The organism is Isoptericola halotolerans (assembly GCF_013149785.1).
GTDB classification, from domain to species: domain Bacteria; phylum Actinomycetota; class Actinomycetes; order Actinomycetales; family Cellulomonadaceae; genus Isoptericola; species Isoptericola halotolerans.
In genome coordinates, this window is the sequence record NZ_JABEZU010000002.1 from 370,257 (window position 1) to 395,596 (window position 25,340).

At 72.0% G+C, this 25,340-nt stretch carries 26 protein-coding genes; 10 read left to right on the plus strand and 16 right to left on the minus strand.

From position 1 onward, the window contains the following. Positions 1-80: 80 nt before the first annotated feature. A complete protein-coding gene (locus HDG69_RS09485; protein ID WP_171783544.1) occupies positions 81-1,022 on the plus strand; it encodes a universal stress protein in 942 nt (313 codons plus the stop codon). A 149-nt stretch (positions 1,023-1,171) separates the two neighbouring features. Beyond that, positions 1,172-2,062: a DUF559 domain-containing protein gene (locus HDG69_RS09490; RefSeq protein ID WP_171783545.1), complete on the plus strand. Its 891-nt coding sequence runs from the start codon at positions 1,172-1,174 to the stop codon at positions 2,060-2,062. A gap of 85 nt (positions 2,063-2,147) precedes the next feature. Here the strand turns inward: HDG69_RS09490 and HDG69_RS09495 are convergent, their stop codons facing one another. After that, positions 2,148-2,972 carry an ABC transporter permease gene (locus HDG69_RS09495; protein ID WP_171783546.1) on the minus strand — a complete coding sequence of 275 codons (825 nt, stop codon included), beginning with the start codon at positions 2,970-2,972 and terminating at the stop codon, positions 2,148-2,150. Continuing rightward, entirely contained in the window at positions 2,969-3,997 is a 1,029-nt protein-coding gene (locus HDG69_RS09500) for an ATP-binding cassette domain-containing protein (protein WP_171783547.1), read from the minus strand. Before HDG69_RS09500 ends, HDG69_RS09495 begins: the two co-directional genes overlap by 4 nt. Positions 3,998-4,087: 90 nt before the next feature. Here HDG69_RS09500 and HDG69_RS09505 point away from each other — a divergent pair, with 90 nt between their 5' ends. Next, positions 4,088-5,569 (plus strand): serine hydrolase domain-containing protein, encoded by a 1,482-nt coding sequence (locus tag HDG69_RS09505; RefSeq protein ID WP_171783548.1) that lies wholly within the window; start codon positions 4,088-4,090, stop codon positions 5,567-5,569. A gap of 6 nt (positions 5,570-5,575) precedes the next feature. On the opposite strand, the gene HDG69_RS09510 is transcribed toward HDG69_RS09505, so the two are convergent. After that, the gene (locus tag HDG69_RS09510) at positions 5,576-6,331 is read right to left on the minus strand and encodes a GntR family transcriptional regulator (RefSeq protein ID WP_171783549.1); all 756 of its coding nucleotides are present in this window, start codon (positions 6,329-6,331) and stop codon (positions 5,576-5,578) included. Positions 6,332-6,571: 240 nt separating this feature from the next. Between HDG69_RS09510 and HDG69_RS09515 the strand changes: the two genes are divergently transcribed. From HDG69_RS09515 to HDG69_RS09530, 4 genes are read left to right on the plus strand one after another with little or no spacing between them, the layout of a single operon-like run. Next, positions 6,572-7,513, plus strand: a complete 942-nt coding sequence (locus HDG69_RS09515; protein WP_171783550.1) for a transporter substrate-binding domain-containing protein — start codon at positions 6,572-6,574, stop codon at positions 7,511-7,513. 4 nt (positions 7,514-7,517) lie between these two features. Further along, positions 7,518-8,267, plus strand: coding sequence for an ectoine/hydroxyectoine ABC transporter permease subunit EhuC (gene ehuC, locus HDG69_RS09520; RefSeq protein WP_171783551.1), 750 nt, complete (start codon positions 7,518-7,520; stop codon positions 8,265-8,267). After that, positions 8,267-8,911: an ectoine/hydroxyectoine ABC transporter permease subunit EhuD gene (gene ehuD, locus HDG69_RS09525; protein ID WP_171783552.1), complete on the plus strand. Its 645-nt coding sequence runs from the start codon at positions 8,267-8,269 to the stop codon at positions 8,909-8,911. Before ehuC ends, ehuD begins: the two co-directional genes overlap by 1 nt. Before the next feature lie 28 nt (positions 8,912-8,939). Next, entirely contained in the window at positions 8,940-9,728 is a 789-nt protein-coding gene (locus HDG69_RS09530) for an amino acid ABC transporter ATP-binding protein (RefSeq protein WP_171783553.1), read from the plus strand. 78 nt (positions 9,729-9,806) lie between these two features. Here HDG69_RS09530 and HDG69_RS09535 read toward each other — a convergent pair whose 3' ends face one another. Genes HDG69_RS09535 through HDG69_RS09550 form a run of 4 tightly spaced genes read right to left on the minus strand, consistent with a single transcriptional unit; the run spans position 9,807 to position 12,917 of the window. Beyond that, positions 9,807-11,096: an aspartate aminotransferase type Ic gene (locus tag HDG69_RS09535; RefSeq protein ID WP_171783554.1), complete on the minus strand. Its 1,290-nt coding sequence runs from the start codon at positions 11,094-11,096 to the stop codon at positions 9,807-9,809. Positions 11,097-11,106: 10 nt separating this feature from the next. Beyond that, complete coding sequence (locus tag HDG69_RS09540; protein ID WP_246256403.1) at positions 11,107-11,940, minus strand: hypothetical protein; 834 nt, start codon at positions 11,938-11,940, stop codon at positions 11,107-11,109. A 10-nt stretch (positions 11,941-11,950) separates the two neighbouring features. Next, positions 11,951-12,439 carry an SRPBCC family protein gene (locus tag HDG69_RS09545; protein ID WP_171783555.1) on the minus strand — a complete coding sequence of 163 codons (489 nt, stop codon included), beginning with the start codon at positions 12,437-12,439 and terminating at the stop codon, positions 11,951-11,953. A 4-nt stretch (positions 12,440-12,443) separates the two neighbouring features. After that, the gene (locus HDG69_RS09550; RefSeq protein ID WP_171783556.1) at positions 12,444-12,917 is read right to left on the minus strand and encodes an OsmC family protein; all 474 of its coding nucleotides are present in this window, start codon (positions 12,915-12,917) and stop codon (positions 12,444-12,446) included. An 88-nt stretch (positions 12,918-13,005) separates the two neighbouring features. Between HDG69_RS09550 and HDG69_RS09555 the strand changes: the two genes are divergently transcribed. After that, positions 13,006-13,296: a hypothetical protein gene (locus tag HDG69_RS09555; RefSeq protein WP_171783557.1), complete on the plus strand. Its 291-nt coding sequence runs from the start codon at positions 13,006-13,008 to the stop codon at positions 13,294-13,296. A gap of 19 nt (positions 13,297-13,315) precedes the next feature. Here HDG69_RS09555 and HDG69_RS09560 read toward each other — a convergent pair whose 3' ends face one another. The 8 genes from HDG69_RS09560 to HDG69_RS09595 all read right to left on the minus strand — a co-directional run bounded on the left by HDG69_RS09560 (position 13,316) and on the right by HDG69_RS09595 (position 22,488). Further along, positions 13,316-13,642, minus strand: coding sequence for an SHOCT domain-containing protein (locus tag HDG69_RS09560; protein WP_171783558.1), 327 nt, complete (start codon positions 13,640-13,642; stop codon positions 13,316-13,318). 31 nt (positions 13,643-13,673) lie between these two features. Further along, a complete protein-coding gene (locus HDG69_RS09565) occupies positions 13,674-14,144 on the minus strand; it encodes a DUF6325 family protein (RefSeq protein ID WP_171783559.1) in 471 nt (156 codons plus the stop codon). Positions 14,145-14,255: 111 nt separating this feature from the next. Further along, positions 14,256-15,155, minus strand: coding sequence for a formylglycine-generating enzyme family protein (locus HDG69_RS09570; RefSeq protein ID WP_171784010.1), 900 nt, complete (start codon positions 15,153-15,155; stop codon positions 14,256-14,258). Between the two features lie 29 nt (positions 15,156-15,184). Then, the gene (locus HDG69_RS09575; RefSeq protein WP_171783560.1) at positions 15,185-17,545 is read right to left on the minus strand and encodes an arylsulfatase; all 2,361 of its coding nucleotides are present in this window, start codon (positions 17,543-17,545) and stop codon (positions 15,185-15,187) included. Between the two features lie 152 nt (positions 17,546-17,697). Beyond that, on the minus strand, positions 17,698-19,932 hold the full coding sequence (locus HDG69_RS09580; protein WP_171783561.1) for a LuxR family transcriptional regulator: 2,235 nt from the start codon (positions 19,930-19,932) through the stop codon (positions 17,698-17,700). A gap of 51 nt (positions 19,933-19,983) precedes the next feature. Next, entirely contained in the window at positions 19,984-20,394 is a 411-nt protein-coding gene (locus HDG69_RS09585; RefSeq protein WP_216645441.1) for a carboxymuconolactone decarboxylase family protein, read from the minus strand. After that, positions 20,391-21,794 (minus strand): hypothetical protein, encoded by a 1,404-nt coding sequence (locus tag HDG69_RS09590; protein WP_171783562.1) that lies wholly within the window; start codon positions 21,792-21,794, stop codon positions 20,391-20,393. Before HDG69_RS09590 ends, HDG69_RS09585 begins: the two co-directional genes overlap by 4 nt. Before the next feature lie 103 nt (positions 21,795-21,897). Further along, positions 21,898-22,488 carry a hypothetical protein gene (locus HDG69_RS09595; RefSeq protein WP_171783563.1) on the minus strand — a complete coding sequence of 197 codons (591 nt, stop codon included), beginning with the start codon at positions 22,486-22,488 and terminating at the stop codon, positions 21,898-21,900. Between the two features lie 68 nt (positions 22,489-22,556). On the opposite strand from HDG69_RS09595, the gene HDG69_RS09600 reads away from it, so the two are divergent. Together HDG69_RS09600 and HDG69_RS09605 are read left to right on the plus strand one after the other, a co-directional pair. Next, the gene (locus tag HDG69_RS09600) at positions 22,557-23,378 is read left to right on the plus strand and encodes a thymidylate synthase (RefSeq protein ID WP_171783564.1); all 822 of its coding nucleotides are present in this window, start codon (positions 22,557-22,559) and stop codon (positions 23,376-23,378) included. A gap of 55 nt (positions 23,379-23,433) precedes the next feature. Then, a complete protein-coding gene (locus HDG69_RS09605) occupies positions 23,434-23,955 on the plus strand; it encodes a dihydrofolate reductase (protein WP_171783565.1) in 522 nt (173 codons plus the stop codon). Positions 23,956-23,978: 23 nt separating this feature from the next. Here the strand turns inward: HDG69_RS09605 and HDG69_RS09610 are convergent, their stop codons facing one another. After that, positions 23,979-25,334 (minus strand): glycoside hydrolase family 6 protein, encoded by a 1,356-nt coding sequence (locus HDG69_RS09610; RefSeq protein ID WP_171783566.1) that lies wholly within the window; start codon positions 25,332-25,334, stop codon positions 23,979-23,981. Positions 25,335-25,340: the final 6 nt, after the last annotated feature.

Genomic DNA, 25,340 nt, shown 5'->3' on the forward strand with positions numbered 1-25,340 from the left:
ACACCTTGCGCCCGTCTTTCGTTACGCTTGAACCACAGCGGTCCCGGACGTCGAGGTCCGGGCATGACGGGAGGCGCGACATGACACGTCCAGAGGTCGTCCTGGTGGGCGTCGATGGTTCCACCGCGAGCATGCACGCCCTGGACTGGGCGGCGTCCTACGCTCAGCGGGTCGGTTGGGGGCTGCACATCGTCTGTAGCTACTCGCTCCCGTCTTTCACTGCTGCTTCGCTCGACGGTGGCTATGCAGCCCTCGACGACACGGCCATCTCCGAGGGCGCCAAGGCCGTCCTCGCCGAGGCGGAGGCGCGAGTCTCCGGCCTGGGGATCTCGGTCCAGGGCACCGTCGCCACCGGTGACGCGGCCGGGGTGCTGGTCGAGATGTCCAGCGACCACTCCCTCTCCGTCGTCGGCACCCGCGGGCGGGGCGGGTTCACCGAGCGTCTGCTGGGTACGGTGTCGTCCGCGTTGCCCGCGCACGCCCACTGCCCGACCGTCGTCGTCCCGCACCGCGCCGGCGCCGACGACCCGGAGCGTCGCGACGGGGACTTCGTGCACGACGTCCACCGGATCGTCGTCGGTGTCGACGGGTCTCCGACGTCCGAGGTCGCCCTGCGGTACGCCGTCGAACAGGCCGAGTCGTGGGATGCAGAGCTGGTCGCCGTCGCGGGGGTCCCGTTGGGTTCGGGGGCCGGCGTGCTGGCCTGGCTCCCGTCCCAGATCGATCATGAGCAGGTCCTGGCGGACGTGCGGGCCGGGCTCGACGTGATCGTCGACCAGGTGGAGACCGAGCATCCGGGGCTGCGGATCAAGCGCCATGTGCTGGACGGCTCCGGTGCGGAGCTCCTGACCGAGTTCTCCTCGGCAGCCGACCTGGTGGTCGTCGGCTCGCGGGGGCGCGGAGGATTCCGCGGGCTGCTACTGGGTTCGACGAGCCAGGCGGTGCTGCACCATGCGCAGTGCCCGGTGCTGGTGGTCACCCGCAGGTGCGACGCGGAGATGCAGGCCGACCCCGCCGCCTGACCGCACCCCTCCTGTTGTGGGCGCGATTTCTGGCCCGTTTTGTCGTTGATGGGCACCTTTTCGCCCCAGAAATCGCGCCCACAACCGATGGTTGCTCCGGGCTGTGGATAGACGGCCGTCTCAGGGGCTCATGCTGGCACGGTCGGTGCATGTCGATGGCCGATCAGCGAGCAGCCGCCCCCTTCTCCGTGCGGTCGGCGATCGGCGACGGTGCGTCCGCCGAGTCGCTGCGCGTCGGCGACTCCCTGGCGGCCCCCTTCCACGGTGTCCGCGTCCCCGCGCCGTGGAACGGTGACTTTCTGGCCCGCTGCCGCGCACTCGCCACCGTGCTCGACGACTCCGTCGCCTTCAGCCACGGGACAGCGCTCCGCCTGCTCGGCGTCGACCTGCCCTGGACGATCGCAGGGGAGTCTGCGTTGCACGTCATCTCGTCCGACCCGTCAGAACGCCCTCAGCGTCCCGGGGTGGTGGCGCACCGGAGCCGACAGGAGGGCCTCGAGGTCGTGGACGTCGGCGGGCTACGAGTGACTGCGCCGGCGCAGACCTTCGTCCATGTGGGTGTCGGCCTGCGGCGGCCCGACGACGTCGTGGTCCTGGGCGACTCGTTCCTCCGCCGCCAGCAGGTGCTCACCACGGTGGCGGAGCTGACACGCAAGGCCGAGACGACCCGCAAGGTCAAGGGCATCGCGCAGGTGCGTGAACAGCTGTCCCGGGTCCGGCCGGGCACCGACTCGGTGATGGAGACGCGCACGCGGCTGCTCCTGACGAGCGCCGGCCTGCCCTGTCCCCTCGTGAACGAGGTGGTCCGGCTCGGCGACGGGACGTACGTCAAGCGCTGCGACCTGCTCTACCCGGCCCAGAGGGTGGTGATCGAGTACGACGGTGACCAGCACCGGACCGACAAGGAGCAGTGGCGTGAGGACATCCGCCGTCGGCGATGGCTCGAGGAGATCGGGTTCACGGTGATCGTCGCGGTGGCTGACGACGTCGTCCGGGACGGGACGAGGCTGGTGGGCCGCACCCGACAGGCTCTGCGATAGGCGTTGTGGGCGCGATCTCTGGCCTCTCCATGCCCCCACAAAGGGCGAACAGGGCCAGAGATCGCGCCCACAACACGCCGAGTCGTCAGTGGCGGTTGCGGTAGAGGTACATCGTGATCGGGGCGAAGACCGCGGTCATGACGACGGCGGAGATCAGGACCGTCGTGACGTCGCCGATCCCGGCAGTGCCGGCCATCAGCCCTCGTACCGCGGTGACCAGGTGCGACACCGGGTTCACGTTCACGAAGGCCTGCAGTCCCGAGGGCATCGTGGACGGGTCCACGAAGATGTTGGACGCGAACGTCAACGGCATGAGCACCATCATCGACACGCCCATCACGGCGTTCGGGGTGCGCAGCAGCAGCCCGAGGATCGTGAAGATCCAGCTCAGCGCGAACGCGAACACCAGGAGCAGCGCGACGCCGGCGACGACCCCGAGCACTCCGCCGTCAGGCCGGAAGCCGATGATCAGCCCGAGCCCGATGCACATGATCGAGGCGATGGTGTAGCGCACCGTGTCGCCCATCAGGGCACCCACGATCGGCGCCGGTCGCCAGATCGGCAGGGACCGGAACCGGTCGAACACACCCTTGGTGATGTCGGTGTTGAGCGTGTAGCCCGTGTACACCGTCACGATGATGATGGTCTGCACCAGGATGCCCGGCAGCAGGAACTGGATGTAGGCATCCGTGGACCCCGCGAGCGCACCGCCGAACAGGTAGGTGAACATCAGGGTGAAGATGACGGGGGAGACCAGCACGTCGAAGAGCTGCTCCGGCACGTGCTTGATCTTCAGCAGGGCACGCCACGCGAAGGTGAACGAGCTGGCGACCGCCGAGGGACGCGACGGGCGCGACTCGAGCGCCACGGCCTCGCGCAGGGACGTCGTGCTGATGTCGACGGCGCTCATCGGGCCACCTCCTCCTCGACGGCAGCGCCGTCGTTCGTCTCGTCCGCGGGCAGCGGCTCGCCGGTCAAGGTCAGGAACACCTCGTCGAGGCTCGGCTGACCGAGAGAGAACTCGGGCACGGCGATCCCCGCCTCGCCGAGGGCTGGCAGGACCTGCGCCACGAGGTGGGCGCCGTCGTCGGGCACCCGGGCGTTGAGGGCGTACGGGTCCGTCGGCAGAGTCGGCTCGGTGCCCAGGACCCGATGCACGACGGCGGCGGCCTCGGCGCGCTGCGTGGCGTCCGCCAGGCGGAGGTCCACCGCACCCTGCCCGACGGACCGCTTGAGCTCGGTCGACGTGCCCTCGGCGATGAGCCTGCCGTGGTCGATCACGCCGATCCGGTCGGCGAGCTGGTCGGCCTCCTCGAGGTACTGCGTCGTGAGCAGCACGGTCGCCCCGTCCTCGACCAGCACCCGCACGATGTCCCACACCTGGTTGCGCGAGCGAGGGTCGAGGCCGGTGGTCGGCTCGTCGAGGAACAGCACCCGGGGCGAGAGCACGAGGGACGCGGCGAGGTCGATGCGCCGCCGCATGCCGCCGGAGTACGTCTTGACCTGGCGGGAGCCGGCGTCGGTGAGGCTGAACGCCTCGAGCAGGTTCGCCACCCGCTGGGTCGCGGCCCGGCCGCGGAAACCGTACAGCCGGGCGAGCATGAGCAGGTTCTCCGTGCCGGTCAGGTCCTCGTCGACCGAGGCGTACTGCCCGGTGAGCCCGACGGCGCCGCGGACGGCGTCGGCGTCGTGCACGACGTCGTGGCCCAGCACCCGGGCGGTGCCGCCGTCCGGTCGCAGCAGCGTCGCGAGCATGCGCACGACGGTCGTCTTGCCGGCACCGTTGGGGCCGAGCAGCCCGAAGACGCTCCCGTGGGGGATGGTCAGGTCGACGCCGTCGACAGCCTTGGTGGTCTTCTTGCCGGAGGTGAAGTGCTTGACGAGGCCCGTGGCCTCGACGGCGAGGGGCGGGGGTCCTCCCGCGTGGTCGGTCATGGTGGCTCCTAGGGGTGTGGTTTCCAAACTAGAACGTAGGACCCGCCTCCGACAGTCTTTTCATCGGTCTCCCCGGCTAGGGTGACGGGCATGACCGTCGGCGCTCCCGAGCGTGCCCGCGCACGCTCGACCCCGGACCTGAACACCTCCTACCTCGCGGACTGGGTCACGACCCGAGCCGCGCTCGCACGGGTCCCGGGCGTCCAGTACGCCGTGCTCGTCGGTGACGAGGTGGTCCTCGACGGTGCGTGGGGCGTCACCGACCTCACCTCCGGCACCCCGCTGCGTCCCGACCACCTGTTCCGGGTCGCCTCGCACTCGAAGACGTTCACGGCCACCGCCGTGGCGCGCCTGGTCGAGCGGGGTCAGATGCGCCTCGACGACCGTCTGGGGACGTTCGTGCCCGAGATCGGCCGCGCCCCCGTGGGAGAGGTCACCGTCCGCGAGGCGCTCGGGCACACCGGCGGGGTCCGCCGCGACGGCCGGGACGCGGACTTCTGGCAGCTCGGAGCACCCTTCCCCGACCGTGCGCGCCTGCTGGACGAGGTGCTCTCCGGTGGCGACGTGCTCGGCCGCGGCGAGGCGTTCAAGTACTCGAACCTCGCCTACGGGCTGCTCGGCCTCGCCATCGAGGCCGTCACCGGAGTCTCGTACGCCGAGCACGTGAGCACCGACCTGCTCGAGCCGCTCGGTCTGGCCGACACGTACCCGGAGCTGGACGAGGGCCTGGAGCGCCGTGCCGTCGTCGGTCACTCGGCCCCGACGCTCGCCGAACCAGGTCTGCCCGTGCGCTTCGCCGACGGCCGGCTGCCCGTCGCCGCCGTCACCACCGGGGCGCTCGCCGCGGCCACGGGCTTCTGCTCCACCGCCCGCGACCTGGTGCGGTGGGCGGCCGCGCACGGCGAGGGCTCCGACCTGCTGGAGCCGCAGACGCGGCGGCTGCTGCAGCGCGCGGAGTCCGTGGTCGACCGACCCGGCGCGCCGCGTCGGGAGTACGGCCTGGGGTTCGAGGTGCGCGAGATCGGCGGGCGCCGCGTCGTCGGGCACTCGGGTGGCTTCCCGGGCCAGATCACCCGTACCTGGTGCGACCCGGCCCGTCGCGTCGCCGTCGCGGTCCTGACGAACGCCGTCGACGGCCCGGCGGACCAGATCGCCTCCGGGCTGTTCTCCCTGGTCAGCCGGTCCCTGCCCGACGACGGCGGGACGGCCGCGGGTGCGGGCGGCACCGTCACGCAGGGCTCGCTGTCGGGTGACACGCACCCCCTCGACCGGTGGACGGGACGGTTCGCGAACCTGTGGGGCATGGTCGACGTGGTGCGGCTGGGGGGCCGGCTGTGGTCGATCGACCCCCGGCAGGCGGACCCCTTCGTCGGGGCCGAGGAGCTCACCGTGGACGGCGCGGCGCTCCGCCCCGAGGTGCACGACGGGTTCGGGCCGGTCGGCGAGCCGATCGAGGTGCTGCGCGACGCGGCGGACGAGCCGGTCGCCGTCGTCGTCGGCGGGATGACGTCGTGGCGGGCGGCCGACTACGAGCGCGAGCGTCGCGCGCAGGCGGGGCAGCTCAGCCGCTGACCTGACTCAGAGGTCGATCGGGTCCAGCCGGGGCGCGGGCAGCGGGCGAGGTTCCTCGAGCGTCTCGACCCCGGCGGCCTCCGGGGTGAGCAGACGCGTCACGGCGTCGTCGAGGTTGGCGCGGATCGCGGCGTCCAGGCCGTCGGCGTCGCGGGCCTCGAGCCGCTCGACGAGCGGTGCGTGGGACTCGGCCGCGTCCTTGCGCACCACGTACTCCTCGCTGACGGTGAAGCTGGCGATGCGGACCTCGACGATGAGCGTGGTCATCCAGCGCAGCAGCCACGGGTTGCCGCTGGCGGCGACCAGAGCCCAGTGCACGTTGAGGTCGGCGGCGCCGACCTGCAGGGCGTCGTGCGTCGCGTCGGCGCGCACGAGCGCGTCGTGCGCGGCACGGACGGAGGCGACCTGCTCGTCGCCGGCCTCGGCGACGGCGATCCGCGCGGCCGACGTCTCGACGACGGTCCGCGCGGCGTACAGGGGCCGGATCCGGTCCTTGCCGATGGTGCGCACCGACAGGCCGCGTCCCGGGGTGGCGACCACGAGCCCTTCCGAGACGAGGCGCTGCGCCGCCTCGCGGAACGGTCCGCGGCTGACGCCGAGCTGACCGGCCATCTCGACCTCGCGGATCGGTGACCCGACGCGCAGCGCCCCGGAGTAGATCGCGTTGCGCAGCTCGGCGGTGATGAGGTCGACCGTCGAGGGTCTGGTCACGGGGGAGAGCGCGGGTGCTGCGCCCGGGGCAGGCCGGCCGGTCGAGGGCATGCGAGGTCCTTCCGAGGTCACGACATGACAACGATCACGGGCGCCGCGATGTTGCCGGCATGTGTCGCGAGGTGAATTCTGCCGTCTCTAGCCGCGCCAACGCGCGGCGCTCTAAGATTGTAGACAATCAGACGAGCCGACACGCCCATTGTCGGATCGTCCAGAACGCCGCTACCGTGGCGCATCGTCCGCACATCCAGCCCCGCAGCGCTCGCGTCGGGGCGACGGAAGGAGACCACCGTGCAGTCCACCAGGACCACGCATCGCCGCCGCGCACTGGCCGCGGCCGGCTCAGTTCTTGCTCTGACCGCGCTGGGCGCTTGCTCGAGCGTCGACGAGGGCGGATCGGGAGACGGGGACGGCGACGGCTCGACGCTCGCCGCATTGCAGGACGCCGGCACGATCGATGTCGGCTTCTTCGGCGAGGTGCCGTACAGCTACGAGGAGGGTGGCGAGCTCACCGGCGCCACCATCGAGCTCGGCCGGCAGATCTACGGTGAGCTCGGTATCGACGAGGTCACCGGTACCCAGGTCGAGTGGGGCTCCCTGATCCCCGGCGTCACGGCGGACCGGTTCGACGCCGTCAGCGCGGGCATGTCGATCCTGCCGGAGCGCTGCGAGCAGGTCGCTTTCGCCGACCCGACGATCATGTACACCACGGCCTTCCTGGTGCCCGAGGGCAACCCGGACGGCCTCGTCGACTGGCAGTCGGTGGAGGGCTCGGGCCTGACGCTCGCCGTCACCTCGGGTGCGATCGAGGCAGGCTACGCCGAGGAGACCGACGTCGAGGCCATGGAGGTGCCCGACCGCCAGGCCGGCCTGGACGCCGTCGCCTCCGGTCGCGCCGACGCCTTCGCCCTGACGGGCATCTCGATCCGCGCGATGGCCGAGGAGACCGACCAGCCTGTCGAGGCGACCGAGGCGTTCGTCGCGACGATCAACGGTGAGCCGCAGATCGGCGCGGGTGCAGAGGTCTTCCGCCAGGGTGACACCGAGCTCCTCGAGGCCTACAACGAGCAGCTCGCCACCTACGTGGGTGACGAGGCCGCGTGGCTCGAGATCATGGAGCCGTTCGGCTTCGCCTCCGCGGAGTTCCCCCCCGAGGGTCTGACGGTGGACCAGCTCTGCGACCCGGACCAGGACCTCTCCGACCTTGCCGACGAGCTGGGGCTGGACTACTGACCTGATGTCAGACGATCTCCAGACGCTGGTCGACAGGCTTCCCGGCCTTGCCGACGGTGTACTCGTCACTCTGCAGATGACGCTCGGCGGCGCCGTCCTCGCGATGGTCGTCGCCGTCGTCCTCGGGTTCGGCTCGCGCACCCAGTCGCTCTGGGTGCGCGGGCCGTCCCGCGTCGTCGTCGAGTTCTTCCGTGGCACGTCGCTCGTGGTCCAGCTCTTCTGGCTCTTCTACGTGCTGCCGCAGTTCGGGTTCAAGATGGAGGCGCTCGCGGTCGCGGTGCTCGCCCTGGGGCTCAACTACGGTGCCTACGCCTCCGAGGTGGTGCGCGGGTCCATCGCCTCCGTCCCGAAGGGCCAGTGGGAGGCCGCCACCGCGCTGAACATGACCTGGCTGCACAAGGTGCGACGCGTGATCTTCCCGCAGGCCTGGGCGCTCATGATCCCCATGCTCGCGAACTTGCTGATCCAGCTCCTCAAGGGCTCGGCTCTGGCGTACTACATCACGCTGCAGGACGTGAACTTCTGGACCGTGGAGCTGCGCCGGGCCACGGCCGACACGATCTTCAGCTACACGGCAGGACTACTCGTCTACTTCGTCATCGCCTATCTGCTCACCTGGGGCATGAACCTGCTCGAGGAGCGTGCCAAGCGGCGCCTCGGCCGGGGGACCCGTCCGAGCCTGCGAGAGGCCTTCGGGCTGAAGCCCAGGGCGATGTATGCCCCGAAGGTTCCTGAGGCGAGGGGGGCGATCTGATGGGCGACATCTGGAGCTGGGAGCGGGCGTGGGACGTCCTGCCCAAGCTGCTCGAGGGCCTGGTGGTCACCATCCAGGCGACCGTCGTCGGTATGGTGATCGCCTCGATCCTCGGCCTCTTCATCGCCCTGGCGATGCGGTCCCCGAGCCGGTGGGTGCGGATTCCGTTGAAGTTCGTCGTGGACTTCATCCGGATGACGCCGCTGCTGGTCCAGCTGGTGTTCGTCTACCTGCTCTCCCCGCCGTGGATCCCCGGGCTCGCGATCGGCTGCGTCGTGCTCGGCATCCACTACGCGACGTACATGTCCGAGGTCTACCGCGCCGGGATCGAGGCGGTCCCGAAGGGGCAGTGGGAGGCGGCGACCGCGCTGAACATGGCGCCGGGACGCACCTGGCGTGCGGTGATCCTGCCGCAGGCGATCCGTAACACGCTGCCGGGCCTGGGCAACTACGCGATCTCGATGTTCAAGGAGACGCCGTTCCTCTTCGCGATCTCCGTGGTGGAGATGTACACGGCTGCCCAGCAGTTCGGTGCCGGCACGTTCTCCTACATCGAGGCGCTCACGATGGTCGGACTGCTCTTCCTCGCGGTGAGCTATCCGACGTCGCTGCTGGTGCGCAGGATGGAGACCCGCCTTGCCTGATTCGACCCGTCCCACAGGAAGCCAGACCATGACCACCACCCCGGGTGACGTACCCGCGATCGAGTTCCAGGACGTCGTCAAGCGGTTCGGCGACAACACCGTCCTGGACCGACTGAACTTCTCCGTGCCGCAGGGCCAGCGGATCACGCTGATCGGTCCGTCCGGCTCGGGCAAGACCACCATCCTGCGCCTGCTCATGACGCTCGAGGAGCTCAGCGGGGGCCTCATCCTCATCGACGGCGACCCGTACACGCACGAGTACAAGGGCGAGAAGTGGGTCGCCGTCCCCGAGAGGCGTCGCCGGGTGGTGCGCAACCGGGTCGGGATGGTCTTCCAGCAGTTCAACCTGTTCCCGAACATGTCGGTGCTGGAGAACATCATCGAGTCGCCCGTCCATGTGCTGAAGAAGTCGAAGGACGAGGCCGTCGCCGACGCCGAGCGCCTGCTCGACAAGGTCGGGATGTCGGAGAAGCGCGACTTCAAGACGAACGAGCTCTCGGGAGGTCAGCAGCAGCGTGTGGCGATCGCCCGGGCGCTGGCGATGGACCCGGAGATCCTCCTCCTCGACGAGGTGACCTCCGCTCTCGACCCGGAGATCGTGGCCGACGTGCTGGACGTGCTGCGAGAGATCGCGGACACGACCGACATCACGATGCTGCTGGTCACGCACGAGATGCAGTTCGCCCGTGAGGTGTCGGACCGTGTGCTGATGTTCGACAAGGGGCAGATCGTCGAGGAGGCGGACCCCGAGACGATGTTCACCAACCCGTCCCACGAACGGACCCAGGCGTTCCTCAAGGCCGTCCTCGGCGGCTGACCGCGCGTTGTGGGTGTACGACACGCCGGCCACCTGACGGGGTGACCGGCGTGTCGTGCACCCACCACGTGAAACGGGTCAGGAGGTGACGGCCTCCGCGGCGGCGAGCAGGATGCACGTTGCGACACCGTCCATCGCCACGCGGACCTCGTCCAGCGGGGGCATCGACGGGGCCAACCGGATGTTGCGGTTCTGCGGGTCGTCACCGTAGGGGAACGTCGCGCCGGCCGGGGTCAGCTTGATGCCGGCCTCGCCCGCGAGCTCCACGACCCGTGACGCCGTGCCCGGCACCACGTCCACCGAGACGAAGTAGCCGCCGTCCGGGTCGGTCCACGTCGCGACGCCCGTGTCGGCGAGCCGCTCGGTGAGGATCGACGTCACCGCCTCGAACTTCGGCGCGAGGATCTCGCGGTGCTTCGCCATGTGGGCGCGGACGCCCGCGGCGTCCCCGAAGAACAGCGCGTGCCGGAGCTGGTTCACCTTGTCCGGGCCGATCGAGCGGAACGACAGGTGCTGGGAGAACCAGGCGATGTTCGCAGGGGAGGACGCGAGGAAGGACACGCCGGCGCCCGCGAAGGCCACCTTCGACGTCGAGGCGAACATCAGCACGCGGTCGGGGTGGCCCGCCTCGGCGGCCAGCTCGATCGCGTTCGCCGTCTTGGTCTCGTGCTCGGTGAGGTGGTGCACCGCGTAGGCGTTGTCCCAGAAGATGCGGAAGTCCGGAGCAGCGGTCGGCATCGAGACCAGCCGCCGCGCGACCGCCTCGGAGACCACCGAGCCGTCCGGGTTGGCGTAGGTCGGCACGGCCCACATGCCCTTGACCGACGGGTCCTCGGCCACGAGGGCGGCGACCGCCTCCGCGTCGGGGCCGTCCGGCGTCATGGGGACGGTCACCATACGGATGCCCAGCTCCTCGCAGATCGCGAAGTGCCGGTCGTACCCGGGCACCGGGCAGATGAACGTGATCGGTCCGTCGGACGCGGACCACGGCCCGTCGCCGCCGGGAGCCCCGAACAGCATCGCCTGCACCACGCAGTCGTACATGAGGCGCAGGGAGGCGTTGTCCTGGGCGAGGAGCTGGTCGGTCGGTACCCCGAGCAGCTCGGCGAAGATCTCACGCAGCTCCGGCAGGCCCGCGAGCCCGCCGTAGTTGCGCACGTCCGTGCCGGACGCGGAGGTGTGGTTACCCTCGCCGGGCAGGGACAGCATCGGCTCGGACAGGTCGAGCTGCTCGGCCGAGGGCTTGCCGCGGGTGAGGTCGAGACTCAGTCCACGGGCCTGCAGGGCGGCGTACTGCTCGCGCAGCGCCGGCAGGCGGTCGGCGAGCGCGGGGTCGACGGCGGTGGCGTGGTCAGGTGAGGTGCTCACGGTCCCGACCCTACGCGCCCGGGTACGCGCCGTCGTCGTCGGAGATCGCCGAACCTCGCCGCCGGAATCGGCGGAACCGCACAGGTCGACGGCCCACGGCGGTGCCCGCCTCGATCGCCGCGCGCTCGTTCTCGATCACGCGCGGGAAGTGCGGCGGCGGCGGCCCGAACGCGGTGCGCGACTGCGCGACCACGCCGTGACCGAGCGCCCGGCCGCCGGCGAACCCGACGACGGCACCCACCCCGAAGGGGATCATCCGGCCGAGCGCCAACGTGCCCTGCTTGGCGACCTGACGCTTGAGGAACCGGTGCGTGAGCACGTTGTTGACCCGCTTGATCGCCGTCTGCGGCATCGAGGTCAGCAGCACCTTGCCCCACGCGAGCTGGGAGCCCTCGGCAGCGCGCTGGACGTCGCGGGCACCGCCCTCGCCGAGCACGCTCGCCAGCAGCAGCGCGCGGCGTCGGCCGACGTCGTCGATGGCGACGCCGTGCACGTCCGCGACCGCCAGCGAGAACGCCGCCGACGTCGCGAAGAACGTCGCGATGTCACTGGTGGTGAGGACGGCTGCGGCCGTTGTGCCGACCGCGGGGGCCGCGGCGGCCGCACCGACCGCGCCCCCGGTGGTCGAGACCACGGTGACGTACTCGCGCTCCAGGATGCGGATCACCCGGGCCGGGTCTGCCTCGGGGTTGCGGCGCCGGACCGAGTCGACGTGCTGGTGGATCGCGGCGGACGGGATCGTGACGGCCTTGTCGAGCAGGGAGTCCAGCAGGGGGGTGGGGCGGTAGCGGGTCCAGCTCTCGACCTCGCGTCCGCCTTCCGGGGTCGCGTCCGACGGGCTCATTTCCGCGACTCTACCCGCGACGCCGTCTGCTCTCTCGGCCGAACCTCCACAGCGCGAGCCACAGCATCCCGCGCAGGAACACACCGACGACGAGCTCGTTCGGCCGGCGCGGCCACGGGCCGGCGAGCCGCACCTCCTCCCACCACACGACGCGCGACCTGCCCTCGTCCACGGGGACGACGTCGAGGCCGGCGAGCCCGACGAGCGCGGGACCCGCCTTGCGGACCACGCTGCGCCCCACGGTGCCGTGCGCCGTCGACGGTGGGTCGTGGTCCACCACCACCATCCGGTCGACGAACCCGGAAGTGCCCCGTCGCGCACCCGGCCCGCTGACCATCGTGAACTCCTCGCCCGGGCCGGGGGCCGCCGTCGGGCCCTCGTAGCGGGTCAGCGGGATCCAGCGCGGGTGGTGCCGGGGGTCGACCACCGTGGCGAACGCCGACTCGGCGTCGACCGGCACGAGCCGGGACACCTCGACGCGGCGCGCGCGACGCGTCATGGCCTCAGGAGTCCGCGTGCGGGGAGAACTGTGCGGGCGGGACCTCGGCGCCGGCCTTGAGCGTCCGGCCGACGGTGCAAGCCCGGTCGATCGAGCGCTGGGCGAGCAGCAGCGTCTTCTCACGGGTCTTGTCGTCCAGGCTCGACAGGTCGATCTCGAACTTCTCGGTGAGGACCGGGTAGCGGTCGTCCGCCATGTCCTTGGGGTCCTCGACCCGGACCGTGACGCGGTAGTCGTCACCGAGCACCCGGGAGAACTTGGTGTCGCTGGCCATTCCGGCGCACGCGGCCAGGGCGATCTTCAGCAGCTCGCCCGGGGTGAAGACTGCCCCCTGGTCGGCCGGGCCGATCTCGACGCTGGCGCCCCGGGCGGTGTGACCGCGGTAGGTGCGGGTCCCGGTGCGCTCGACCCACAGCGGGTCGGTCGGGCTGGGGGTGACGGCGGCGGGGGTGTCGGTGTCGTTGGTCTGGTCGGTCATGCTCCCGATCTTCCCACCCCGGTGCCGCTGGGCGCGACGGCACCCGTCACACCGGGCGGGTGGGGGCGGACGGTGCTTGGATCGGAGGATGAGTACTCGGGACAGGTCCGACTTCGGGTCGGGGAAGATCCTGCCGGACGAGCTGCCCGGCGTCTCGCCCGACGACGCGTCGTCCGCCGACGGGACCGACGTGCACCCCGAGCGGGGCTGGGTGACCGGCCCCGACGTCGCCGGTGCCGAGGCGACCGGGCAGCCCACAGCGGTGCAGCACGGTGCTCACCTGCGCGCGGACGAGCCGGGGGCCACCCCGCAGGAGCCCCTCGACCCGCCGCACCCACCGAAGCACGCCCGGTCTGCCGACTCCGCGGAGCCGTCCTAGCGGTCGGTGCCGAGGCGGCTCAGTCGGCGAGGATGCGCGCCTTCTGCGCGTCGAACTCGGCAGGGCTGAGGACTCCCTGGTCACGGAGCGCGGCCAGTCGTCCGAGCTGTTCGATCCGAGCGTCCATGCTGGTCGGGCCAGGGGCCGGCGACGGCGGGACGGGGGGCGGGGCAGGAGGTGCCGGCGCGGACCAGGGGTCCGGGGCGGCGTACGCCGGGGCGGGTGGTCGCGCGCTCTCCTGCGCGGCCCAGCGCCCTGCCTGGCGGCGCGAGACGCGGTTCGAGACGGCGGTCGCCGTCCCGGCGACGACGGCGGTGCGAGCGACACCGCGGAGCAGTCCGGGCACGAGATTCTCCGTTTCTCCGAGCGAGCAGGTTTCAGGCGTCCGAGGCGTCCAGGGACGCGAGCAGGGCCTGGACGGGGATGCGTCCGTTCGCGACCAGCTGCGCACCGTTGCGCCGCAGCGCCAGGGCGAAGGGCGCGGCCCAGGTGTTCTCGTAGACGAGGATCACGGCGGTCCGGCCGGGTTCGACCGTCTGCGCGGCCTCGGCCAGGTCTTCGTCGTCGAGTAGCCCGGACCGGGCCCCGGCGAACACCTCCAGGCCCGTCGAACCGTCGTCGAGCTCCTCGAGGCCGACCGCGGTGACGGTGTCGTCGGGTTGCCGTCGGACGACCACGAGATCGAGGACCCGGACGATGCCCCGGTCCACCAGGTCCAGCAGGTGGGGGAAGGCGGCGTCGCCGGTGGCGCGGTCCGTGGGCAGCTCGATGATCAGGAAGTCGATGGGACCGGACTCCTCCAGGTCGCCGAGCCCGCCGTCGAGCGGGTCGCTGAGGTCTTGCGTCATCGTGACCGTCCTCCCGATGCACGCCCGCGCCGGTCGCGGGCCCCAGTCAAGGTTCGCTCCACCTGGCCACGGCGTCCTCACGCAGAATGGGTGAAGTCCGGGCGGCGGCCGTCAACGGTCGCGCGCGCAGCGGAACCCGATGTGCGTCGTGGCGGTGTCCTCCGCCTGCGGTGAGCGGGCCGACGGACGGAAGCGGAGGCAGTAGTCCGGGGAGCACAGGTACGACCCGCCCTTGAGGACCCGCCGTGGGATGCGCGAACCCGGTTCGGCACCGACGCCCGCCAGCAGGGTGGGGCGCGCCCCGGCGTCGACCGGGGCCGTGCCGGGCGGGTGATGACGCTGTGTGTAGTAGTCGCTCGTCCACTCCCAGACGTTGCCGATCATGTCGGACAGGCCGAACCCGTTGCCCGGGTAGGAACCCACGGGGGCGGTCGAGGCACCGAACGGCCCTTGGTTGTCGTAGGGGAACCGCCCGAGCCACGTGTTCGCCTGGACGACGCCGCCCGGGTGCTGCTCGTCTCCCCAGGCGAACGGGGCACGGTCGTCGCCACCGCCGCGGGCGGCGTACTCGTGCTCGGCCTCCGTGGGCAGCCGCTTGCCCGCCCAGCGCGCGTAGGCGGCCGCGTCCTCGAAGGACACCTGGACGACGGGGTGGTCCATCCGTGCCTCGACGGACGAGCCCGGCCCTTCGGGGTGGCGCCACTGCGCACCGGGCTGCCAGCGCCACCACCGGCTCCAGTCCCGCAGGTCGACGGGCCCCTGGGTCGCCGTGAACACCAGAGCGCCCGGTGCCCGCTGCCAGGGAGCGGCGTCCGGGTAGTCGGACTCCTCGAGCGGCCGCTCGGCGACCGTCACGTGACCGGTGTCCGCGACGAAGCGTGCGAAGTCCTCGTTCGTGACCACGTGACGGTCGAGCAGGAACGGCTCGACGACCCGGCGGTGGACGGGCCGCTCGTCAGGGTAGAAGTCGTCGCTGCCCATCATGAACGTCCCACCAGGGACGAACGTCATCGTCCCGTCGGGCGCGGAAGCAGCCGAGGTCACGGTGCCGATGCGGGGCGAAGGTACTCCACGTGCACGGTGCCGATGCGTCCTTCCAGCGCGAAGGGCAGGCGGTCCGCGTAGGTCCGCGAGACCGCACCTCCGTAGGCGCGCCCGATGTCGAGGCAGTCGTTCGCGGAGAAGAGCAGGGGTGCACTGACCGGGACGGTGCCTGATCCGACCTCGGCACCGTCGACGCGCAGCGACACCTGCAGGGGTCCGGCGGGACGGGGATCGCCGGCGAACCGCGTCTCGATCTCGACCTCGTGGCTCCCGGCGGGCACGGGGCCGTCCGAACGGACGACCGTCCGCTGCACGAGGAAGAGGTTGTACTCGTACACGAGGACGCCGTCCAGCAGGAAGCACGTGAGCCCGCCACCCGCACCGCCCAGCTTGTACAGCACCCCGTCCGCCCCGTCGCCGACGGTGACGTCCATGGTCACGACGTTCGGCCGGTTGCCCAGGGCCGGGGCGCAGAACTCGGGGATCCGGACGGTGTCCCCGGACAGGGTCCACTGCGAGTAGGGCGGCGTGATGCGGTACTCCGGGTGCATCACGGGCACCCAGAGCCCAGCGCCGACCGGCAGGACGTCGTTGCGAGCGGCCTCGATCGCGAAGGTCTCCTTGAGCTCGGCCAGCCTCTCGGGGTACTCGTCGGTGAGGTCTCGGGCCTGGCTCCAGTCGGAGTCCAGGTGGTAGAGTTCCCACCGGTCCTGGTCCGGCGTCCAGGTCTTGATGCCCGGCGGCAGGCCGGGCACCCACGGCAGGCGCGGGCCGGTCGCGCTGGCCATCCACCCGTCGGCGTAGATCGAGCGGCTCGCCATGACCTCGAAGTACTGCGTGCGGTGCCGCTCCTCGGCCTGGGCGTCGTCGAACGAGTAGGCGAGGCTCGTCCCGTCGATCGGGTCCTGCGGGACGCCGCCGACCGTCTCCGGGGCGGTGATGCCGAGGATCTCGTAGATGGTGGGGACCACGTCGTTGACGTGGCTGAACTGTGTGCGGGGCTGCGGGTCCGGCTCGAGACGCGCCGGCCAGCTGACGAACAGCGGGTTGCGGGTGCCCCCGAGATGGGAGGCCATCAGCTTCATGCCCTGGTACGGGGACGAACCCGCCCAGGCCCAGCCCGCGTGGTACATGTTGTCGGTCGCGGGGGTCCCGAGCGCGTCCAGCCCGCCGAGGTCGTCGAGGGCCTCGATGTGCTGGTCGACCGTCGTCGGGATCCCGTTCTGGGCGAGGAGCTCGCTGATGGTGCCGTTCTGCCCCTCACCCGAGGATCCGTTGTCACCCCAGATGTAGAACACCAGCGTGTTCTCGAGGTGACCCAGGCGCTCGATCTCGTCGATGACGCGGCCTGCCTGCACGTCGGCGTGCTCGCCGAACCCTGCGGCCACCTCCATGAGCCGCCGCTGGAACGGCTTCTGATGCTCCGGGATGTCGTCCCACGCGTCGAGCTGCTCCGGTCGTGGTGTGAGCTCGGCGTCCTCGGGAACCCAGCCGGCAGCCTTGGCGCCCCTGAACGAGCGTTCCCGGTAGGCGTCCCACCCGTCGTCGAACGCACCGGCGTACCTGTCGGCCCACTCCTTCATGATGTGGTGCGGGCCGTGCAGCGCGCCGGTGGCCCAGTACATGAAGAACGGCTTGTCGGGTGCGTTCGCCGTGTGGTCCCGGAGCCATCTCGTCGCGTCGTCCGCGATGTCCTCGCTGAGGTGGTACCCCTCCTCCGGAGTCTTCGGCGGGAGGACCGTGGTGGTGTTGCGCACCATGTTCGGCTCGTACTGGGAGGCTTCTCCGGCGAGGAAGCCGTAGAAGTACTCGAAGCCGTACCCGGTGGGCCATCGGTCGAACGGGCCGGCCGCCGTCGTCTCCTCGGCCGGCGTGTTGTGCCACTTGCCCCAGGCGCCCGTCGAGTACCCGTACTGGCGCAGCACCTCGGCGACGGTGGCGCTGCTCGCAGGGATGCGACCGGAGTACCCGTCCCAGTCGTTCGCCAGCTCGGCGATCTGCCCGTTGCCGACCCGGTGCTGGTTGCGTCCGGTCAGGAGCGATGCGCGCGTGGGCGAGCACATCGCCGTCGTGTGGAAGCGGTTGTAGCCGACGCCGTTCGCCCTGACGCGGTCGAGCGTCGGTGTCCGCACGGCGCCACCCAGCGTCGTCGGGAGCGCGGGCCCCGCGTCGTCGATGAGGATCACGAGGATGTTGGGCGCTCCGGGAGGGAGCCGGCGCTCGGGCGGGAGCGGCGAGTACGTCGACTCGCCGAGCGTCCGGCCTGCGACGCTGCCCGACCGGCGCGCAGGGAAGGGCAGCGACCGTTCGACCGGCAGCGGGCTGCCGACGACCGTGCGGCGAGGATCGTCACTCATCAGCGCTCTCCTGTCTGCTCCACGTCCAGGACGGCGTGGCGGCGTGGTCCCCGGGCGGGTGCCCACGTACCAGCACCGTCACCGTAGGTCGGTGGGCTCGGGGGGAGCATCACGCAGATCGCACGAACGCGGCGAGTGGTGCCGCCGAGTGCTCAGCCTCCGAGCAGTCCGATGTCGGTCGCCCGCTCCACGGCGGCGCCACGGGTCGTCACGCCGAGCTTGCGGTAGATCGACCCGACCTGGGTGCTCACCGTGTTGCGCGAGACGAACAGCCGGCTGCCGATCTCGGCCATCGTCAGGTGCGTCTGGAGATAGGGGAGCAGCCGGTGCTCGGCCGGGGTGAGCGGTGGTGCGCCGGGTGATGCGGCGAGGCGTTCGAGACGTGTCCGGAACCCGGTGACCTCCTGCGCCAGCAGGCCGACCCGAGGACGACGGCGCAGGAGCTCGGCAGCCTCGGCCGCGAGGTGCATGGCGGTCGTCCGGTCTCCGAGCGTCATGTACGCGTAGCCGAGCTGGAGCCGTACGCGCATCGCCAGGAACGGCAGGACGTGGGTGCACTGGACGCGAGCACGCATCGCTCGTGCCAGCAGTCTCTCGGCGACCGTGACCTCGCCACGGTGCAGCGCGACCCGGCCGCTCGCCGCCTGGGCGAGAGCCGTCGTGGAGTAGCCCTCCATGTGGTGCTCGTCGATCGTGCGCACCGCGGCCCGTGCGTGCTCGTCGGCGTCCGCCCAGCTCCCCTCGTCGATGGCGAGGACGGCGAGCTCCCCCTCGCTCAGGATGATCGAGTCAGGGTTTCCGGCGGTCGCGCCCTGGTCCGCGGCCGCGAGGAACGCCTCCCGCGCCGCGTCGACGTCTCCGCTCAGGAGGTGGACCGACCCGAGCAGGTGGAGCGCCTGGTCACGCCACGGGCTCCAGGCGGGCTCGTGCTCGACGGCGAAGCGCGCGCAGGCGAGCGCCTCCTCCGGGCCGTCCACACACATGGCCGCCCGGATCTGGCAGCGTGCCGACTCGAGCGCCGTGCTCTCGTCCGCCGGCAGGCCGGTCGCGTCGAAGCGTTCGAGCATCGCGGCCCAGCGCTCCGCGGCGGGCGACTCCCCCAGGAGGAGGGCCTTCCACGCGGCCACGACGGTGAGCTGGGGGAACGCCTCGACGGTGCGCTCGCCCAGCTCCTCGAGCCAGCGCGAGACGACGGCCACCTGACCCTCCTGGTAGGTGGGCAGCGCCAGCTCGGCCACGAGCAGGGCAGCATCCTCGACGTCGCCGGCTGCCAGCAGGTGCTCCACGGCCCGGGCCTCGAGCCGGTGGGCCGTGAACCAGGCGGCCGCCCGTCGGTGCAGCGTGGCGACGACGCCGTGCTCCGTGCGGTCCAGCTCTGAGAGCAGGTACTCGCGGAACAGGGAGTGGTAGCGGAACCAGCCGCGCCGGTGGTCGAGCGGTACCAGGAACAGGTTGGCGTCCTCAAGCTCACGCAGCCGTGCCGCCGAGTCCGCCGTGTCGAGGACCGCGTCGCACGCCTCTGCCGAGAGCTGGTCCAGGACGGCGGTGCGCCTCAGGAACCGCTGCGTCTGCGGGGACAACCTGACCATGCACTCCCGGTACAGGTAGTCGGCGACGAACCTGTCGTCCCCCGCCAGCGCCGACGCCTCCTCCCCGGCACGCACGAGCAGCGCGCAGAGGAAGTCGCCCGTCGGCCAGCCCTCGCACCGCCGCACCACCGTCTCGATGCCGTGGTCGGCCTCGACGCCCGCGGCCCGGTAGATCGCCCGCGCACCCTCGTCGTCCACCCGCAGGTCGGCCGGGCCGATCTCGAGAAGGTCGCCCTCGACGCGCCGTCGTGCGAGATGCCCCAGCGTGTGCCGGCCGGCGACGACGACCTGCGAACCTTCCGGGACGCCGCGGAGCACGATCTCCAGCGCGTCCTGGCAGCCCAGCGAGTCCGCCTCGTGCAGGTCGTCGACAAAGAGCACGAAGGGCGTGCGTGCCCGCGCCAGCGCCGAGGCCAGCAAGGAGGCGGAGCGCCCGAGCATCATCGGCCCGGTCCCGCGCATCTCGGCAGCCACGGCCGCGACGTCGGGTGAGACGCGCTCGCACGCGAGGGCGAGGAGGGTGAGCAGGCCCGCGGGGTCGTCGTCCAGCCTGTCGACAGCCGCCCATGCCACCACGCGGTCCTCGAGGCCGGCCCACTCCGCGAGCATCGTCGACTTGCCGTACCCCGGCGGTGCGGTGACGCCGACGATGCGGGCCCCGGAGTCGCGGGCGCTCTCGACGAGCGCACGCCGGGACACCGCGGCGCGGCGCGGTGCGGGCGGCACGACCTTCGCCGCGAGCAACGCGGAGCTCAGGTCGGGTCGTGCGGTGACCGTCTGGCGGCTCCCGTCGGGCACGTCTCGCAGCCTAGGAGCGACTCCCGGTCTCCTCAACAGCAACGCACTTTCTCACCCGGGAGGGCTCGTCCCGTCGCGCCGGTCGATCCTCCCGCCGGCTCGCGGCGCGTCGTCGTCCCAGCCCTCGATCGGCTCGAGGCCGAGAGCGAGCGCGACGCCTGGCGCCGCGGCCACGATGGTCGGCAGCCCGACGATCGGCACGACGGCGCTCAGGACGTCCACGATCTCCTCGGCGGTCACGCCCGCCGCGAGCGCAGCGTCGATCTCTGCCCCGTAGCTGGGCTCGTGACCAGCGCCTGCCACGAGTGCGGCGATCCTGACGAGGGCGAGGTCGTGCGGTGTGAGCACCACCGGATCGACGCCGCGTCCGTCGTCGAGGCGCGCATCGTTGATCGTCAGCCGCCGCAGCTGCTCGGCGTGGTCCACGGCGCCGGTCGGCTCCGGCGCGGGTGCCGGGTTCATGCCGTCCGCGCGTCGGCGTCATGCGCACCGTCGCGTCCCGGTGGATCGACTGCGCCGTCGCCTCCGCGCGCCGGTCTGGCGAGGAGCTCGAGCACGGCGACGACCGCCCCGGTGACCAGCGCGGCACCCACCACGAGCTGCGGCGTCAGCTGGGGAGCGAGCAGGAGCACGAGGGCACCGCACGCCAGCACGGCACCGCGTGCGGCGCGGCCGTGGCGGCCGAGCCAGGTCCCGAGCCGCCCGGTGGTGACACCGCGCCGTTCGGCACGGGTGCGCAGCCGGCCGAACGACCTGGCGATGGTCCGACGCACCGTGCGGGCCGAGTCGCTGGCCCCTGCCAGGTAGGCCGCGACGGCGACGACGATGCCCAGCACCCCGACCGTGCGCAGCGTGATGCGGAGGAACGACACGGTCTGGTCGAACACCGCCTCGGCGGCGTCCAGGCGCAGCACACGGCCCGTCAGTGCGTCCAGGTACAGCTCGCGGGAGACCGCGAGACCGGCACCGAGCAGGACCATCGCCACCGCGAGCGCCAGACCCGCGCCGAGCAGGGCGCGCAGCGGGCGCACCGCGACGAGCGCCGCTGCGGCGTACAGCCCGAGGGTGACCCACGGTAGCCACGTGCCCAGTGCGACGAGCTGTCCGTAGCGGTTCTGCAGGTCGACGAGCTGTGTCGACCTGGCCAACGTGAACGAGGCGTCGATGCTCGGGATGCTGCGTGCAGCGTCGAGCCCTCGCTCCGCGAGGCGTTCCTTGAGGACGTCGATCACCTCGGCGAGCTGGATCGTCAGCTGGCCGTCCTGCACCTGGAGCAGCTCGCCGTCGGCGCCCTGCATGACCACGACGAGCTGCCGGTGCGCCGTCCGGTTGGCCTCCGCCCACAGCGTGGCGAACTGCGGACTGGTGACCAGGTGGTCCGCCGTCTCCCGGACGAACGACTCGACCCCGTTCGTCAGCGGGGCCTCGAGCGCCGACAGGGCCGCGGTCGCGCGCGGCGCGATCTCCCGGTCGTCCAGCGTGCCCTGGAGCTCGCCGACCGCCTCGTGGACGAGCGTGGCGACGTCGAGTCGCGTCATCAGCTCCTGGGTGATGCGGCCGGCCACCGCGCTCTGCACCACGGGGTCGTCCGCGAGGGGGGCGACGGTGGACACGTAGCGATCGGTGTCGGTGAGCGTGCGCTCCGCCCACGCGGCGATCACGGCCGCCGGGGCGAGCAGGGTGGCCGCGACGATCAGCGCCACCGCCGCTGCGGACCGTCCGGGACGGCGGCGCGCGCTCTCCCGGGGCTCGTCCGGCGGTGCCTGCGCCGCGAGGAGGCGCCGTAGCTCGGCGTTCTCGCGCTCGAGCTCGGCGGCCCTGCGCGACGCGTCCTCGACCGGGGCGTCGTCTTCCTTCGCCATGGGGTCCCTTCCCGAGTGCCGGACCTCCAGGATCGGGTCGCGACCGTCGGCCGTCTTCACACAGTCCGCGTGAACCTTCCCGGGGTGCCGCCGTCGGCCACCGTCACCGGCTCAGGTGCGCCAGCACCTGCTCGACGGCGGACGCCCGGTGGGCGCGGGACGGCCACGCGCGTGCGTCGGTCGACGTCGGGAGGAGGTCGAGCCGGGCCGTCGCGTCCCGGACCGTCAGGACATCGACCGTGGACCCGCCGCCCCGGGTGCTGCCGGCCTCGACGGACGCCGGTAGTGTCACCCACCAGCGCGGTGCCTCGTCACCGCGCACCCAGAGCTCGACGCGGTCGGTCAGCAGGGCGTATACGACGTGCTCGCGGTCCGGGCAGTCGGGCGGCAGGCCGCGCGTCCCGGCCTGCAGCCTGCCGGCCTCGGCCGTCAGTGCCGCCGTCGGCCGCCCCACGACCAACGGCGTGCCGGGCCGGTGCCGGGCGACCCGCGCCACCTGGCCGCGGACCCGCGTCGCGACGACGCCGGCCCAGCCCCCCACGGCCAGTGCGGCGACCGCCAGCAGCACGGCGATGCCGCCGAGGACTCCGGGATCGCCCAGCCGACGTCCGATGTACGCCGCGTAGAGCAGCACAATAAGCACGCTCGCCAGGCCGGCGAGACCGCCGTTCGTCGCGAGGCGTCGGGGGCTCATGGCGCCACCGTACCGGCGGGCGGAGCGCCTCCGTCGGGCCCCGCCGGGGCATCCGTAGACTCGTCCGCATGACTGCTCCGACGACCGACGCGGCGATCGCGACCCCGTACGAGGACCTCCTGCGCGACGTCCTGGAGCACGGCACCCCCAAGGGTGACCGCACCGGGACGGGCACCCGGAGCGTCTTCGGGCGGCAGATCCGCTACGACCTGTCGCAGGGCTTCCCGCTCGTCACCACCAAGCGGGTGCACCTGAAGTCGATCGCGTACGAGCTGCTGTGGTTCCTGCGCGGCGACGCGAACGTGCGGTGGCTGCAGGAGCGCGGCGTGTCCATCTGGGACGAGTGGGCCTCCCCGGAGGGTGATCTCGGACCGGTCTACGGCGTGCAGTGGCGCTCGTGGCCGACGCCGGACGGGCGGCACGTGGACCAGGTCGCGGCGGTGATCGAGCAGATCCGCACGAACCCGGACTCGCGGCGACACCTCGTCTCGGCGTGGAACGTGGCCGAGATCGAGAACATGGCCCTGCCGCCGTGCCACCTGCTCTTCCAGTTCTACGTGGCGGACGGCCGCCTGAGCTGCCAGCTCTACCAGCGCTCGGCCGACCTGTTCCTCGGGGTGCCGTTCAACATCGCCTCCTACGCGCTGCTCACGCACATGGTCGCGGCGCAGACCGGGCTCGAGGTCGGCGACTTCGTCTGGACCGGTGGGGACTGCCACATCTACGACAACCACGTGTCGCAGGTGGAGACCCAGCTCGCACGCGACCCGTACCCGTACCCGACGCTGCGCCTCGCCCCGCGCGAGTCGATCGACGCCTACGAGTACGAGGACATCGAGGTGCTCGGCTACCAGCACCACCCCGGCATCAAGGCCCCCGTTGCAGTCTGAGGGCCCGAGGTCTGAGGGATCAGGGTCTGAGGGGTTGCGGGCCGAGGACGCCCCGGTGATCGGGCTGATCTGGGCCCAGGCGCGCGACGACGCCGGCCGTCCGGTGATCGGTGCGGGCGGGACGATCCCGTGGCACGTCCCCGAGGACTTCGCGCACTTCCGCCGCACGACGGCCGGGCACCCGGTGGTGATGGGCCGGCTCACCTGGGAGTCGCTGCCACGCCGGTTCCGGCCGCTGCCGGGGCGCACCAACGTGGTGGTCACCCGGCAGCAGGGGTGGGCCGACGACGGCGCGGTGGTCGCGCCGTCGGTGCCTGCCGCGCTGGACCTCGCCCGCGAGGCGCCGGGAGGCGACGAGGTCTGGGTGATGGGCGGCGGGCAGGTCTACGCGGAGGCGATGGCGCTCGCGGACCGGCTCGTCGTGACCGAGGTGGACCTGGAGGTCGCCGGGGACACCTTCGCCCCCCGGATCGACCCGGCCCGGTGGGTGCTGAGCGACGCCGTGCCCGACGACGGCGGGTGGCTGCCGTCGTCGGGCACGGCCCGGTTCCGCGTCAGGACCTCCGTGCGCCGCTGACCCGGCGTCGCGCAGCAGGCGGGTCACCAGGAGGCGTTGGCCGCCATCTCCAGGGCGATCTCCTGCCACCAGGCGCCCGCCGAGGGGCCGCCGTTGCAGGTGCCGTCCGACTCGCCCGGCAGCTTGACCCAGAGCAGGGCGTCGAGCCCGGTGCTGTCGTCGACCAGGCGGGGCTGCTCGCCCAGGGCCCGGTCGCGCGGGTTGCACCACTCGCCGTTCGAGCCGTTGCCGTTGCGCGAGGTGTCGACGACGTAGCCGGCCCCACCGGTCAGCGCCGAGATCTGCTCGCCGTAAGCCCGCTCGGCAGCCGTCGGGTTGTAGTTGGACGTGTTGAGCGCGAAGCCGACGGCGTGGTCGAACCCGATCTGGTTCAGCCGGTCCGCCGCGACGGACGGGCTCAGCCAGCCCGAGTGCCCGGCGTCGATGTACACCCGGCCCCCGGCCTCCGTCAGCTGCTCGGCGGCGTACCGCAGGAACCCGACGCGGTCGCCCTGGCCGTCGCAGTCGCCGAGCTGTGCAAGGGCGTCCGGCTCCAGGACGACGAAGGGGTTGCCCTGGATCCCCGCGGCGACCTCGTCGATCCACCGGGCGTACTCGCTCTGCTCGACCCCGCCGCCCGAGTGGCTGCCGCAGTCCCGGCCGGGGATGGCGTACACCGCGAGCATCGCGGTGCTGCCGTCGGCGGCCGCGCGACCGGTGTAGTCGGCCACGGCCTCACGTTCCGTGACGGCGTCGTTCCAGTTGCCGACCCAGTAGGCCTGCGGTGTGTGCGCGATCTTCGCCAGCAGGTCGCGGTCGGTGCCGCTCGCGGACTCCCAGGCGCCGTACGCCTGGGTGGTCGGGTCGACGTAGAGGTCGCCGACCGGCGCCGGCGTGGGCTCGTCGGTCGGGTCCGGCGTCGGGTCCGGGGTCGGCTCGTCGGTGGGGTCCGGGGTGGGTGTCGGCTCCGGTCCCACGTCACCCGTGCAGGGCACGCCGGACAGCGTGAACGCTGTCGGCACCGGGTTCGCACCCGTCCAGGAGCCGATGAAGCCGAAGCTCGCCGTCGACCCGGTGGCCAGGTTCGCGTTCCAGGCCACACCCGTCGCCGAGACCGAGGTGCCGGACTGGACGACGTCGGCGTTCCACGCCTGGGTCACGGCCTGGCCGGGGGCTGCCGTCCATCCGAGCTGCCACGAAGGCACCGGGTCGCCGAGGTTGGTCACGGTGACGTCGGCCTGGAACCCGCCGGACCACTCGCTGGACACCTGGTAGTCGACCGTGCAGCCCTGCGCGGCCGTGGCGCTGGTCGCCGTGAGCACGCCGGCCGTGCCGGCTGCCACGAGGGCGAGGGTCGCGGTGAGGGCGGTCAGTCGGGTACGTCGTCGTCCCGGGATCATGGAGGC